The sequence below is a fragment of the Streptomyces sp. XH2 genome (genome assembly GCF_049725035.1).
In the GTDB taxonomy this organism is placed as follows: Bacteria; Actinomycetota; Actinomycetes; order Streptomycetales; family Streptomycetaceae; genus Streptomyces; species Streptomyces roseoverticillatus.
The window spans coordinates 336,007-349,155 of the sequence record NZ_JBMMMZ010000008.1 but is presented as its reverse complement, the minus strand read 5'-3'; the positions used below and the strand labels follow the sequence as shown (position 1 = coordinate 349,155).

Here is a 13,149-nt window from a genome sequence, read left to right as displayed (position 1 = left end):
GTTCCGTCCCTGCCCGGCGACCCCTGGAGTTCCCGTCATGACCGAGAGCACCGACAGCAGCGACCTCACGCCCCCGGGCATCAACGCGGCGTTCAGCACCCCGGACTCGGGCGAGGCCCGGGCGTCCGTCTTCATGGTCCGCGGCGGCTGGGCCGTCCGGCACGAGGCGGCGGCGGTGGCCCCGCCGGCCGAGGGGGCCGCCGTGCGCGACCTGTGGCCCGGTCTGCCCAGCACGTACCGCAACGGCTTCGACGCCGCCTGCTCGACGGACAGCGCACGCGTGTACCTGTTCAAGGGCTCCACCTGCGTGCTCTACGACGCCGTGCAGAACGCGACGGTGCCGCCGAACGCCTCCCCGGCACAGATCGGCGACAGGTTCCCCGGGCTCCGCAAGGACGCGCCGGACTTCGCCGAGGGCATCGACGCCGGTCTGCCCGCGCCCGACGGAACGGTCTACTTCTTCCGCGGCGGCCGGTGCGTCAACTACGACATCGACGGCGACGAGGTCCTGGAGCAGGGCGCGATCGCCGAGTTCTGGCACAATCCCGACTACCCCGACCCGGGCATCGCCGACGGCGTCGCGGCGGCCTTCAACCACCCGGCCACCAGCAACGGCTACCTCGTCACCCGGGACGGCAAGCGCTACGTCGAGTGCGACACCGACCCCGTCCGGCACCGCATCACCTCCGGCGTCAAGACGCTCCGGGACCGGTGGCCGTACCGCACGTTCCTGACCGTGCTCGACGGGTTCGACGGCCGGTTGTGGGTGTTCGACGCCGACAGCGGGCAGCCGATCCGGCAGAGCCAGACCGGCCGCGATGCCGGCGGCGTCGTGATCTCCCCCGACGGCTTCCGCGTCCTGGCGACCGCCAAGGGGTCCGGCGGGGGCGAGGGCACTCTGGCCCTCCTGGACATCACGGCCGGAGCCCTCAAGACGGTGGCAGCGGGTACCTGGCCGTACGGGGTGACGGCCCTGCCGGACGGCTCCGCCGCCTACGTCACCAACCCGCTGGACGAGGCCGCGCACGCGATCGACCTCGTCACCGGGGAGAAGCACCGCATCGCCACCGGGCCCCGGCCCGACGGCATCGTGGCGTCTCCGGACGGCGACCGCGTCTACGTCGGCTGCGACGACGACCCCGCCGTGGCGATCGTGGACACGGCGCGGCAGGAGGTCACCGGGGGCCTCGGCGGGTGGACGACCGCGACGTGCATGGCCCTCACCCCCGACGGCGCCACCCTGGCCTTCGGCATCCCGCCCGTGAACATGGTGGCCGTCGCCGGTACCTCCGGCGGCGGCGAACCCCCGCTGGTCCCGGTCGGGCAGTCCCCGGAACAGCTCGTGGCGTCACCGGACTCCCGGTTCGTGTACGTCGCCAACCGCGGTGCGGAAGTGAAGGTGATCGACGTCGCCGCCGTCCGTGAGGTGACGCCCATCCGCGTACGCGACCGTTCGAACGCGATCGCGCTCTCACCTGACGGGGAGCACCTCTTCGTCACCAGTGAGCGCGTCAGCTCCGTGCAGAAGGTGCGGATCTCCGACGGCGAGCAGGTCGGGGAATTCCCGCTGGGTTCAGCCCTGGACCTCGCCGCGTACCTCGCCGTCGGCCCGGCCTGGGGCTGAGGAGACAGCGGAGACCGGAGAAGACCTGAGAGCGGAGGCGAACCGCGCCATGGGCGTACGACGACCCGAAGACAGCACGACTGTGCTGACCTACATCGTGGAGACCGATCCGGCACCGATCCAGGTCTCCCAGGGCAAGGCACCGGCGACGGCCGCGCTGTGCATCACCGTCACCAATCACCAGCAGACCCCGGTCTACGTCGAGGAGGTCCGCTTCTCCTACCCGATCGGAAGCGGGCCCTGCGAGCTGACTGCGAAACCTGACAGCGGAGTCCCCGGCATCGACGACAGCCAGAAATGGGTGTTCGAGCGGGACTCCGAGACCTCGGAGTTCGTCCTCCGGCCGAGGCGCCCGAGCCGGCCGTTCCCGCCCGGGGACCAGGTGGAGCCGTCGATCACCGGCATCGAGGTCAACTCGGCGGTCGGCACCAGCAAACTGACCATCACCGAGACCCTCCAGGACGGGAGTGAGCCCCAGCAGGAGGAATGGCCCTTGGCGAAGGTCCCGGCGGGTTTCAGCGTGAGCGACTTCCGCCCCGCGTACATCCTCGTCCAGAGCGGTTCGCCGACCGAGCTGACCTGGCGGGGCAGCAGCCGGCCCGGGGCCACGTACACGATGCTGCACGACGGAGAGCCCGAAGACGTCACCGGCATCCGCAACTGGCCCACGCCGAACCTGCACCGCGACAGCGTGTTCGTGCTCGCGGTGGAGGTGGACGTGGACGGCAGCGTCGCCGAGTACGCCCTGACGACGGCCGTCACGGTCGCCCGCCCCGACCTGACCATCGGCGACCTCACCGTCCACGGGAAGACCACGCTCACCCACCTGCCCACGGAGTTCGGCCTGGGTGAGGCGGACGAGCTCACGTACACGGCGGAGACGGACGGCCTCCTCACCGGGCAGCTCGTCACCGAGGAGGACGCACCGGGCGACGACGCCCCCACGCTCACGGTCACGGTCTCGGCCGCCGGCACGAACCGGCTCACCAGCGTCCAGTCACGGCACGCGCCGCCGGACCCCGAGGATCCGAGGTTCCCGGGCTCCCGGCTGACGGCCGTCGTCCCCCGGGGAGCCCGGGTGACGATCGGCCGGTCGGGCACCGCACCGAGCCGGCACCTCCTGTCCTGGCTGCCCTTCGGCACCGGCGAACTCAAGCCCGTGGGCTCCTGATCGCCGCGTTGCCGCGGTGCGGGTGGGGGAACCCGCTCAGCCTTCCTCGTCGTCGCTTTCCGGTTCGCAGATCCACTCCGACCAGTCGGCCCCCAGCTTCTCGGCGAGCCGTTGCAGAGCCTGCTCGGTGCGTCCGTACGCGACGAGCTCGGAGTCGCCGTGACCGGTGTTGTGGGCCACGATGACATCCGGCCCGCCGAAGAACTCGGTACGGGCGCCCAGCTCGCGCCACGGCAGCAGGCCCAGCGGGCGGAGGTTCTCCCGCAGCCCGGCCACGAGCTGCGGACCGGCCTCGCCCTCCTCGACCGTCCATCCGTAGTGGGCGGGCAGCCGCGTCACGGCCAGATGCAGGAAGAACTCGGAGACCGAGCGGCTCTGCAGCAGCCATGCCTCCTGCCCGTCTTCATCCCGCGCCGAGACCAGAACCGGCGGGTCGGTCAGACCGCTGCGCGCCGCGGGGTAGCCCCACTCGTTGCAGTACTGGTTCTCCGCCATGAACACGCACACCCGCAGGTCCTCGTCCGGGCCGACGAAGGGGTTCGCCTTCGGCAGGGCGCCGGAGACGCCGTAGCCGGTGGGATCCGGGCGGACCGTGGGGGGCCGGACCGGATTGGTCTCGTACAGCTCCGCCCGGTCGGCGAAGGAGTTGAACGGCAGGTCCCACCACTCGTCCAGTGCGGCTGGTATCGCGAGCGAAGCATCGACGTCGCCGGGTGCGTCGCCGGCCGGGGCGTCGGAGAGCCCGGCTTCCCTCAGCCCGGACACGTACTCCATGTGAGCGTCAGGTTCCTCCCGCTCCCACCGCGGGCCGCCGGTGGGTTCGTACCCCCACTCCCGCTGGAACCGCCGCAGCAGGTCCCAGCGCGCGGCGCCACCCTCAGCGCCGCCATCCGCACCGCCGTCGGCGGCCGCGCTCCGTGCCTCTTCCAGCCACTCGTGGAAGCATCCGTAGTCGATCTCTGTCACGCCGAGATCCTACGTACGCACATACGTCTGCACGTCGCGCGCCGCCTGAGTGCTCGGGGGCCGTTCAGATCGGCAGCCCGATGATCCCCCACCCGCGGTGGCGGGCTTCCGCGACGACCTCGGCCCATCCGTGGAGAAGGGCGGTGAACTCCTCGAACGTACCGACCCACTTCCCAGGGGCGGCCGCATGGGTGTCGAACGGTTCGCGCAGCGCTTGGAGCCGAGGGCCGGCTGCCGTCCACGCCTGCGCCAGGGCCGGTACGCCGGGAGGCGGGCAGTAGACCCACATGGATTCGTACCAGAATTCGGCGTCGTCCTCGTCCTGCGGATCGCTTTCAGTGCCCGGCAGGACCCAGGTCAGTCCGGCGAGGAAGGTGTCCAGTGCCGTGCGCAGGTCGGCCGGGACGTGCTCACGAACGGCCTCCCACCGCTCGCCCGCCCAAAAGTGCGGCTTGAACGATCCCAGCGTGCGAGCGAACTCGTACCGTGCGCACCAGGCCGGGAACGGTTCGGGAGCGGGAGGCAGCCAGGCCCAGCCCTCGTCGAGTGATCCGTCGTAGTCGTCCGGATCCGCGGCCTCGATGAGCGCGCGCTCGCGTTCGAGGACGGGGATGTTCTCCAGTTCGGTCCAGTCCACTATGACGGCCGTGATGTCCACTCCCATGATCACGAGCTTACGTCCTGATGGATCTGCCTGGTGGAGCTGCCCGGCTGCGGGACCGCCCCGCGGCGCGGCCGGTGGCACGACCCGGGGCGGCCACGCCGCCGGGTCCAGCAGCCCCAGCACATACGCCCGGCCACCGGCGCCGACCGGTTGGGCACCTCCAGCCGGCGGCACAGCCGGCTCAGCCCCTTCCGGGCGGAGGGTCACCAGCAAGTGCGGGTGACCGTCCAGGGGGTCCGACACCGGCTCGACGGTGACCTGCCCGTGGTGGATCGCTCCCCGCACCGCCCAGCACACCTCGACCGGGTAACGGGACCTGCGGCCGGCGCGCAGCGCCTCGTCGAGCCTGCGCAGCTGTTTTTCGTTGGTGGGCGTGAACAGGTCCAGCGGCGTCCGGCCCTCCACTGTGCCCGGCTACAGGTTCCAGAGGGCGGCGAAGGCGGGGTTGACGCCGGTGATGTTGCCGTACGCATCGCTGATCGCAACGGGGACCGGGACCGCGCCCGGCGGGCGGGCGCCGACTCCACCGTCACGTGGCCGGCGCGGCGAGCGAATCCCGCACCGCCGGCGTCCGCGCGTTCCCGGAACCGCCGGACCGGACCGGTCCCAGGAGGCTATGAGCCGCTTGGCCACCCGCAGCATGTGGGGGTGGTAGGTGCGCGATTCGCCGAGGGGGCGGAGGGCTCCGCGCCGGTGGACGTCCCCGAAGACATGACCAGGATGACGCTGGACACCATCGGCCTGTCCGGCTTCGGGTACGACTTCGAGTCCTGCCGCCGCGAGGATCCGCACCCCTTCGTGCAGGCCCTCGTCCGCGCTCTCGCCCACAGCCAGGCCGAACTCGGCCGCGTACCCGGCGAGGACCACACCGCCGAGGACGAGGCGTTCGCCACCGACGCCGCCTTCCTGGCCCGGATCGTCGACGACGTGATCGAGCGGCGCAAGGCCGCCGGGGACACCTCCACCGACGATCTGCTGGGGCTGATGCTGGGCGCCCCGCACCCCGGGTCCGGCGAACCGCTCGACGACGCCAACATCCGCAACCAGGTGGTCACTTTCCTGATCGCCGGACACGAGACCACCTCCGGCACCCTGTCCTTCGCCCTCTACCACCTGCTCAAGCACCCGGTGGCCCTGCATCTCGCGCAGGCCGAGACCGACGCGCTGTGGGGCGACAACCCCGAGGAGTTCGGCCCCGACCGCTTCGGGTGTGGCGAGCGCTCGAAGCCGGCGCCCGGATCTACGTCTGCGGTGACGGCAGGCGGATGGCGCCGGGTGTGCGGGAGGCGTTCCAGCAGCTGCACGTGCAGTACGGGGGCGGCGACGAGGTCTCGGCCACGGCATGGCTGCAGGACCTGATCGCCGCCGGCCGCTACGTGGAGGACGTCTGCGCCGGCAATTGAGCGCGAACAGCTCGCCGCGTGCGCCCAAGGCCCTTCCGGTCCGCCGACCGCGACGGCCCGGAAGGGCGGCTCTTTTTATGGTGTGGATGGTGTGGCCGTGCTCTCGATGTACTGCTTGATGAGTTCGTACGAACGAATGCGGTCGTGGAGGTCGTAGACAGGTGCAGTCAGCATGAGCTCGTCTGCACCTGTCTCGCCGGCCAGCCGTGCGAGCCGACGCACGACGGTCCCGGGCGTCCCGATGGCTTGCTGTCCTCGGAAGTCGTCGAGCGCTTGCCGTTCTTCCGCCGTGAAGGGGTGGGCGGCTGCGTCTTCCGGTGTGGGGAACGGGATCTCACTCTGTCCTTTGAGGAGCCCGGCTTTGACGACCGCCATCGGTCCGACTCGCCGTGCGGCCTCTTCTTCCGTCTCGGCACACACCGCCTCGACGCAGACGAGCACCCGGGGTTCCTCGCACCAACGGGACGGGCTGAACGCCGCCCGGTAGCGTTCCAGGACCGCGAGGGTGTTCTGCGGCCGGATGTGGTGCGCGACGGCTATCGGCAGACCGAGCTCGGCGGCCAGGGCGGCACCTGCGGTGCTGGATGCCAGCAACCACGGCTCCGGCAGCGGGCCGAGTGCGACCTCGTCGACCAGGAAGGACAAGGTCGCGGCAATGTCGCCCCGGTACTCCTCGTCCGTCGCCGGTCCGGCTCCCCGGCGCAGTGCCCGTGCCGTGGCCTCGTCGAAGGTGCCGGGGCCACGGCCGATCCCCAGGTCGATGCGATTCTCATGCAGGGCTGCCAGCGTTCCGAACTGCTCCGCCATCGTGATGGGGGCATGGTTGGGGGCCAGCACTCCGCCCGAACCGAGACGGATGGACGAGGTCAGAGCCGCAGCGTGTGCGGTCAGAATGACCGGCGGGAACGCGCCGATCGCGGGCGAGTGGTGATGCTCGGCGTACCAGAGCCGGTGGTAGCCCAGCCGCTCCAACGCCTGCGCGAAGGCTGCGGTGTCGCGCAGGGTGTCCACGGCTCGGGTGCCGTTTTGGACCATGGCGACTTCCAGCGCCGAAAGAGGGATGTTGATCATGTGGTCAGCATAGGGACCAAGCGATCGGCGAGGGGGCGGTGGCCCTTCCCCGACCGCGAGTACCGCGAACGTCCAGACACAAACGAGTGGGATTGAGTCCGCCGGAACCGCCCCGGCCTGCCGGAGGGGGTTCCGGTCTCGAACGATTTCCGATTTCCACCGGTTTCCACCGATAGATTCCGCATGTCTCCCTGACTGTCGCCCGTCACCCTCCGACCGGGGACGCGCCACGCCTCTCCTCAGCTCTTCTCACACCTCAGCGCGGGCCCCTGCAGCATGCCGCCGTTGTACGTCGCCTGGCCCTCGGGAAGCCAGTAGCCCATCTTCGAGATGATCGTCGAGCAGTCCTTCCCCAGGCTCACGCGCACTTTCACCTCTACGGGGCGTCCCGGCTGCAGGTCGACCAAGGCGCAGTCCAGCACGTGCGGCCGCCGCTCCGTGGACGGGTAGGCGCCGGCCAGCGGGTTGCTGCACTGGCGGTCGGAGGAGGAGATCCGTACGCCCTTTCCCTCCTCGCCGATCATGCCGAGGCGCGCGTTGCTGTCGCCGCGCAGGTCCCGGCGGGTGACCGTGTAGGTCACGGCCGTGGTACGGCCGGGACGGAGGACGGCCGGGGTGACGGTGATGGTGTGGACCGGCTCCGGCCTGGGCCAGGCGAACGTGATCGTCCGCGCCCACGTGCCCCGTACGTCCGTCCCCGAGACCGCGGACCGCACGCGCGCGGTGACCGTGACCCGGTACGTGCCCGGCCCCGGGTAGCCCGTCCGGGTACCCAGCTTCCCGGACGCGACCTGGCGTCCGTCCCGCGTGGCCATCCGGTAGGTGCCGGTCACGTCGCACGTTGACCGGCCGCACCGGGCGGGCGCCGAGAGGGTCAGGAAGCTGTTGTCCAGGGAGCCGCACAGCCGCATGTCCGCCCTCCGGCTCTTCCCTCCGCCGAGCACGGCACCTGCGACGCAACGCTGCTCGCCGGCGGCCGCCGGTGCCGGCGCCGCGGCAGCGGGCGGTACCGGAGTTGCCCACAACGACAGGGTCGTCAGGGCGGCAAGGGCAATCGGGCGGAAGGGCGCCGTCATGGCCATAGCGTTGCTCCCAGGGATGGAAGTGACGAAGAGGACAATGTGCCATTCTCTCCACAGCCCTCCGGGGACGGCGCCGACGCCACGCTGTCCCCGACGAATCCTCACCCGGCGCACACACCCGGCACCTCGCCACCCGTCCTCGGCGCGCCGCCACGACGTCCGCCCGCGGGCATCGGGGCCCGCACGCCGGCGAGCCACTGCTGGTGGACCTCTTCTACGGCTCCGGTAACATCGGCCATCACCTCGGCCGGCCCTGTCAGGCCTCCGAACTCGATGACGACAACACCCTCCGGTTCGAACCCGGGGCGGCTCCGGACAGCAGTGCCGCCGGAGGGGACCGGAACGGGCGGATCACGGAGCGAGGGTGACCGGGAAATCGGTCCAACCACGCATAGTGATGCGGCCATTGCCCGTGGGCGTTCCGGCAGGCCTCAGCCGGGGGAAACGGCGGAGCAGAGCGGGCAGGAGGATCCGTGCCTCGAGCCGGGCCAGGGCCGCACCCAGGCAGTAGTGGGCGCCCCCGCCGAAGCTGAGCACGCCGCAAGGCGGACGGTGCAGGTCAAAGTCGTCGGGGTGGGCAAAGCGTGCCGGATCGCGCTGGGCGGCGGCGAGCAGGACGAGGACCTCCTCGCCCGGCAGGAGGCGGAGGCCGCCGATGACGGCCTCCTTGCGGGCCACGCGCGTGAACAACTGGACGGGAGGGTCGTAGCGCAGCGTTTCGTTCACAGCGGCGACAGCTGCCCCAGTGCTGTACGTGATCTCCGGGATCTGCTCCGGGAGACCGCACAAGGCGCTGACAGCGTTTTCGAGCAGTACCGCCGTGGTCTCGAAGGCCGCCGCAGCGGCAAGAACCAAGGCCGCCTCGGCCTCATCGCGCCCCAGACGGCCTTCGGACCGGGCCCGGGCCACGTCGGTGGCCAGGTCCGGGCGGCCCCGGGCACACCGTGCCTCGAGCAGGTCGGACAGGTACGCGGCAAGCGACACCGCGGCCGCGTCGCAGTGGCGCAACGACCGGACGTTCCCCACCGGGTCGAGCAGCCCGAGCAGCGGCCGCACCCAGGAGTGCAGGAGCTCGCCGTCCTCGGGCGGCACCCCGATCAGAGCGCAGGCCACCTGCAGGGGAACGGACAGGGTGAAGTGCCGGCGCAGGTCCACGACCTCGTGCGCGGAATGGCCGGCGAGGGCGTCCAGCTGCCGTACCGTCAGGTCACGGATCCGCCGTTCCAGGTCCCTCATCCTGTTCGGTGCCAGAGCCGCCGATACGACTCTCCTCACCCGCTGGTGCCCGGGTCCGTCGACGAAGAGCATGGAGGAGCAGAACAGCCTGGTTCCCGGCCTCGTACGCCACCCAGGGCGGTTCACGTCGAACCACTCCGCGTCCTTGACGGCGAAGGCGGGGCTCTGTGCGACGGCGGCGGCCCCCTCGAAGCAACTGACGATCACGGCGCCCGAGTTGCTGCGCCATACAGAAGGGCCGTTCCGGAGCCTCGCGTACCAGGGGTACGGATCAGCCCTGCCGGCGGAGGAGAACAACCCTCGCAGCAGTCGTTCCCGGACGTCAGACGGCGCAGAAGGCAAGGACACTGTTGTGGCCTCCGAAGCCGACGGAGCTGCTCAGTGCGGCGACCGGCCCGCGGGGCAGGGGCCGTGCGGCGTCCCGTACGACATCGAGATCGACGCGTTCGTCGAGGGCGTCGACGTTGAGCGTGTACGGCGCCGCACGATGATGCAGGGCGAGGACCGTGGCGATGGCTTCGACCGCACCAGCGGCACCCAGGAGGTGTCCTGTCATCGACTTGGTCGCGGTGATGGCCACGTCGCCGGCAGTGGATCCCAGCGCCTTCTTCATCGCTTCCAGTTCGGCAAGGTCCCCTTTTACGGTCGAGCTTGCGTGAGCGTTGAGGTGGCGGATCTCGCAGGGGCTGAGCCCCGCGCAGTCGAGGGCGTCGGTGACGGCCCGGGCCAGCGGGCTCCCGTCCGCCGCGGGCTCGGCCACATGGTGGGCGTCGCTCGACAGGCCCACTCCTGCCAGGTGCGCATACGGGGCCCTGCCGCGCGCGGAGGCGTGCTCGGTGGACTCCAGCACCAGGACGCCGGCACCCTCCCCCATCACGAACCCGTCCCGCTGCCGGTCGTACGGGCGTGAGGCGCTTTCCGGGGCGTCGTTGCGCCGTGACAACGCCCTCATGTTGGAGAAGGCGGCGAGCGGCAGCGGGTGCACCGCCGCTTCCGCGCCACCGGCGATCACGACGTCGGCCCGGCCCCTGCGGATCATTTCGAACCCCTGGACCAGGGCTTCGGCTCCTGACGCACAGGCCGCTGCCGGCGCGTGGGTACCCGCCCGGGCCCCGAACTCGATGCCGAGCGCCGCGGCCGGTCCATTGGGCATCAACATGGGCACGGCGAAGGGGGACACCTTGCGCGGCCCGTGCTCGCGCAGTACGTCGTACGCCGACAGCAGGGTGGTGACTCCGCCCATGCCGGTGGCCACCGAGACCCCCAGGCGGTAGGGGTCCACCTCGGGGGCGCGCGCATCGGCCCACGCCTCACGCGCGGCGATCAGCGCGAGCTGACCGGCGCGGTCCAGCCGACGGGCCTCGGACCGGGACAGCACCTCACCCGGCTCGACCGCGACCCGTGCGGCGATCCGCACCGGCAACGCAGCGGCCCAGTCCTCCCGAAGGGCAGCCACCCCCGACCGGCCCGCCAGCAGCCCGGCCCACGTGGTGACCGCACTCCCTCCCAACGGAGTCGTCGCTCCCAACCCGGTCACCGCAACTTCACGTCTGCCCCGTCGCGTCACGGCCGCTCCCTCCCCTGCCGGTCCGGCACCCGGCGCACCTTCTCCATCAGCCGGCCCCCGTGTGAGCAAGCGCAATCGTCCCCAGCTCTCCACCTGTGAAAACGCCCCCTCCGCATGCGGAAAAGCCGGTCCTTTGTTCCATCGACCGCACAGGGCGGATTCAGCAGGATCTCCGGCGACCCGATTTTCCCGCCAATGCGCTCCATCGCGCTATCGCCACCTCAGCCTCGCAAGTACGGCCACGTATCAGACGCAGCGTCAGAAGAAGTCCGGGTTAACCGTGCGAAGGCCGGGGTATTGATCAGCCTGCATCGCCGCAAGAGCACGTCGCCTTCCCTCTGTGAAGGCAATTCACGGCCGTGAGCACCTTCAAATCCCGCAGCAATAAGGCTTTCGGATTTCACACCGGACGCCCGGCCGGGTCACCCCGCCCGGTGTCCAGCCGCTCCCAGACAAGGAGGATCCGTGCGCTCCACCCTGCGTAGGCCTCTCCACCGCTCCCGCCCGGCGTGCGCCGCCTGCATGGCCGCTCTGCTCGTCGCAGGCCCGGTGGCGGCAGCCCAGCCCGCTTCCGCCGCTACCGTGATCGCGGCCTGCGCCTCCAGATCGACGGACGTGAGCAGCGCTCCTCTCGACCCCGGCGACAACAACAACGAACCGGAGACCGTCACCTTCACCGGCAAGGGAACGATCAACTGCCTCGACCTCGTGGGTTCACTCCTCGCCAGCGGCACCACGACTTTCAGCGTCACCATCCCCGCCGACAGATGCACTGGTGACATGACCCGGGCCTCCTACACCGGGACGGTGAACTGGAGCGACGGGACGTCCACCACCGGCACCTACACCACGTTCGAAGAACGCAGCCTCAAAGGCGCGAGTGTGCTCACCATCAGCGGTGTCACGGATGCCGGCAGCACGAAATTCCCGGGGTACAAGGCCTCCATCGCCGGTCTCTCCATCGGCTCCGGCTGTGGAACAGCATCCGGGGAGACATCGAAATCCCAGGACACGGTGGTGACCTTCTCCAGCATCTGATCCGGACGTCCCGGCAGGGCGGCGGCAGCATCAGGGGGCCGCCGTCACGAGCATCCCCTTCGCCCGCTGCTCATGCGGGAGGACCGGACAACACGTGGAACGCATGGCGCAGGCCGCCGATCCGCCCGGCACCGAACTCCTCCCCTACTTCGACCCCTTCGACCCGTCCCTCAACGACGACCCCTACACGCGTTACGCACACGCCCGGGAACGGGCGGCAGTCTGCGGGGGGCCGTACGGCATGGCAGTGATCACTCGCCATGCCGCTGTATCGGCCGCGCTGCGCGACCCGCGGCTGGGCCACGGGGACGCCACCTCGCCGAATCGCGTCTTCTCCTTCCTGGGGCTCGACCCTCCGCGGCACGGTCCCCTGCGCCGCCTGGCCGCACACGCCTTCACACCAAAGGCCATACAGGCCCTCGGAGCACACACCGCCCGGATCGCCGATGCCGTACTCGACGGAGCTCTGGCCCATGCCGCGGTGACAGACCTGCTCGCAGATTTCGCCTACCCTGTCTCGCTCCGTGTGATCTGCGACATCTTCGGCCTGCCGGAAGAGGACCACGCGTGGATCCGTGAGCAGACACCGCCCATCGGGCGGCTGCTGGACCCGCCGTTCACCATCAGCGCCGGCGACATGGCCCGAGCGCGTCACGCCACGGCCGGATTCATCGCCTACCTCCGTGACCAGATCTCCCGCAAGCGCCACTCCCCCGGCCCCGACCTGCTCAGCGAGTTGATCGCCCTCGCGGACGCGGAAGGCTCCGTGACCTCCCGGGACCTCATCCCTCTGTGCGCGCTTCTGATCATGGCCGGCTACGAGACCACCGCCAACCTCATCGGCAACGGGCTCCTGGCCCTTCTCACGCACCCCGGTGCGCTCGACCAGGCCCGCCGGTTCGCACAGCGGGGCACGCTCACGCCGGCTGCGGTCAATGAACTCGCGCGCTACGACTCGCCCATCCAGATCACCTTTCGCACAGTCACCTCCGAGGCCGTCATCGCGGGCACCCGATTGCAGGCGGGGACCCCGGTGGCCCTGCTCCTGGGATCGGCCAACCACGACCCCCGAGTCCTTAGGCATCCGGACCGTCTCGACCTCGGCCGCACCCCCAACCCCCACATGTCCTTCGGCGCGGGCATCCACTACTGCCTGGGAGCACCCCTGGCCCGGCTCGAAGCGGACATCGCCCTCAGCCGCCTGCTCACCCGGACCCGTCATCTGGAAGCGGCCACCGACACACCGCGGCACAAGAACATCACCGCCGCCATTCGCGGCCTGCACGCCCTGCCCGTCACCCCCCTGCTCCACTGACCGCACTCCCGG

The 13,149-nt window shown here is 70.6% G+C and carries 10 protein-coding genes and 1 pseudogene; 5 read left to right on the top strand and 6 right to left on the bottom strand.

The window, feature by feature from the left end:
* Positions 1–37: 37 nt before the first annotated feature.
* Positions 38–1,624 carry a cell surface protein gene (locus ACOTKD_RS18840; RefSeq protein WP_424890119.1) on the top strand — a complete coding sequence of 529 codons (1,587 nt, stop codon included), beginning with the start codon at positions 38–40 and terminating at the stop codon, positions 1,622–1,624.
* Between the two features lie 49 nt (positions 1,625–1,673).
* Positions 1,674–2,795 (top strand): hypothetical protein, encoded by a 1,122-nt coding sequence (locus ACOTKD_RS18835; RefSeq protein ID WP_424890118.1) that lies wholly within the window; start codon positions 1,674–1,676, stop codon positions 2,793–2,795.
* Between the two features lie 36 nt (positions 2,796–2,831).
* Here the strand turns inward: ACOTKD_RS18835 and ACOTKD_RS18830 are convergent, their stop codons facing one another.
* Together ACOTKD_RS18830 and ACOTKD_RS18825 are read right to left on the bottom strand one after the other, a co-directional pair.
* A complete protein-coding gene (locus tag ACOTKD_RS18830; RefSeq protein WP_424890117.1) occupies positions 2,832–3,761 on the bottom strand; it encodes a hypothetical protein in 930 nt (309 codons plus the stop codon).
* A 64-nt stretch (positions 3,762–3,825) separates the two neighbouring features.
* On the bottom strand, positions 3,826–4,830 hold the full coding sequence (locus ACOTKD_RS18825) for a hypothetical protein (protein ID WP_424890116.1): 1,005 nt from the start codon (positions 4,828–4,830) through the stop codon (positions 3,826–3,828).
* A gap of 270 nt (positions 4,831–5,100) precedes the next feature.
* Here ACOTKD_RS18825 and ACOTKD_RS18820 point away from each other — a divergent pair.
* Positions 5,101–5,610: pseudogene (locus ACOTKD_RS18820) on the top strand (cytochrome P450); the annotation flags it as partial.
* A 293-nt stretch (positions 5,611–5,903) separates the two neighbouring features.
* Here the strand turns inward: ACOTKD_RS18820 and ACOTKD_RS18815 are convergent.
* From ACOTKD_RS18815 to ACOTKD_RS18800, 4 genes are all read right to left on the bottom strand, one after another.
* On the bottom strand, positions 5,904–6,899 hold the full coding sequence (locus ACOTKD_RS18815; RefSeq protein WP_424890115.1) for an LLM class flavin-dependent oxidoreductase: 996 nt from the start codon (positions 6,897–6,899) through the stop codon (positions 5,904–5,906).
* 239 nt (positions 6,900–7,138) lie between these two features.
* Complete coding sequence (locus ACOTKD_RS18810) at positions 7,139–7,975, bottom strand: hypothetical protein (RefSeq protein ID WP_424890114.1); 837 nt, start codon at positions 7,973–7,975, stop codon at positions 7,139–7,141.
* 357 nt (positions 7,976–8,332) lie between these two features.
* A complete protein-coding gene (locus ACOTKD_RS18805) occupies positions 8,333–9,424 on the bottom strand; it encodes a cytochrome P450 (RefSeq protein ID WP_424890113.1) in 1,092 nt (363 codons plus the stop codon).
* Positions 9,425–9,539: 115 nt separating this feature from the next.
* On the bottom strand, positions 9,540–10,784 hold the full coding sequence (locus ACOTKD_RS18800) for a beta-ketoacyl-[acyl-carrier-protein] synthase family protein (protein ID WP_424890112.1): 1,245 nt from the start codon (positions 10,782–10,784) through the stop codon (positions 9,540–9,542).
* A 465-nt stretch (positions 10,785–11,249) separates the two neighbouring features.
* Between ACOTKD_RS18800 and ACOTKD_RS18795 the strand changes: the two genes are divergently transcribed.
* Both ACOTKD_RS18795 and ACOTKD_RS18790 read left to right on the top strand, forming a co-directional pair.
* On the top strand, positions 11,250–11,822 hold the full coding sequence (locus ACOTKD_RS18795) for a hypothetical protein (RefSeq protein WP_424890111.1): 573 nt from the start codon (positions 11,250–11,252) through the stop codon (positions 11,820–11,822).
* Between the two features lie 103 nt (positions 11,823–11,925).
* A complete protein-coding gene (locus tag ACOTKD_RS18790) occupies positions 11,926–13,137 on the top strand; it encodes a cytochrome P450 (protein ID WP_424890187.1) in 1,212 nt (403 codons plus the stop codon).
* Positions 13,138–13,149: the final 12 nt, after the last annotated feature.

Coding starts and splice junctions, on each gene's coding strand:
- ACOTKD_RS18815 (WP_424890115.1), bottom strand. CDS start 6,899: ATGATCAACATCCCTCTTTCGGCGCTGGAAGTCGCCATGGTCCAAAAC.
- ACOTKD_RS18835 (WP_424890118.1), top strand. CDS start 1,674: ATGGGCGTACGACGACCCGAAGACAGCACGACTGTGCTGACCTACATC.
- ACOTKD_RS18840 (WP_424890119.1), top strand. CDS start 38: ATGACCGAGAGCACCGACAGCAGCGACCTCACGCCCCCGGGCATCAAC.
- ACOTKD_RS18790 (WP_424890187.1), top strand. CDS start 11,926: ATGGCGCAGGCCGCCGATCCGCCCGGCACCGAACTCCTCCCCTACTTC.
- ACOTKD_RS18810 (WP_424890114.1), bottom strand. CDS start 7,975: ATGACGGCGCCCTTCCGCCCGATTGCCCTTGCCGCCCTGACGACCCTG.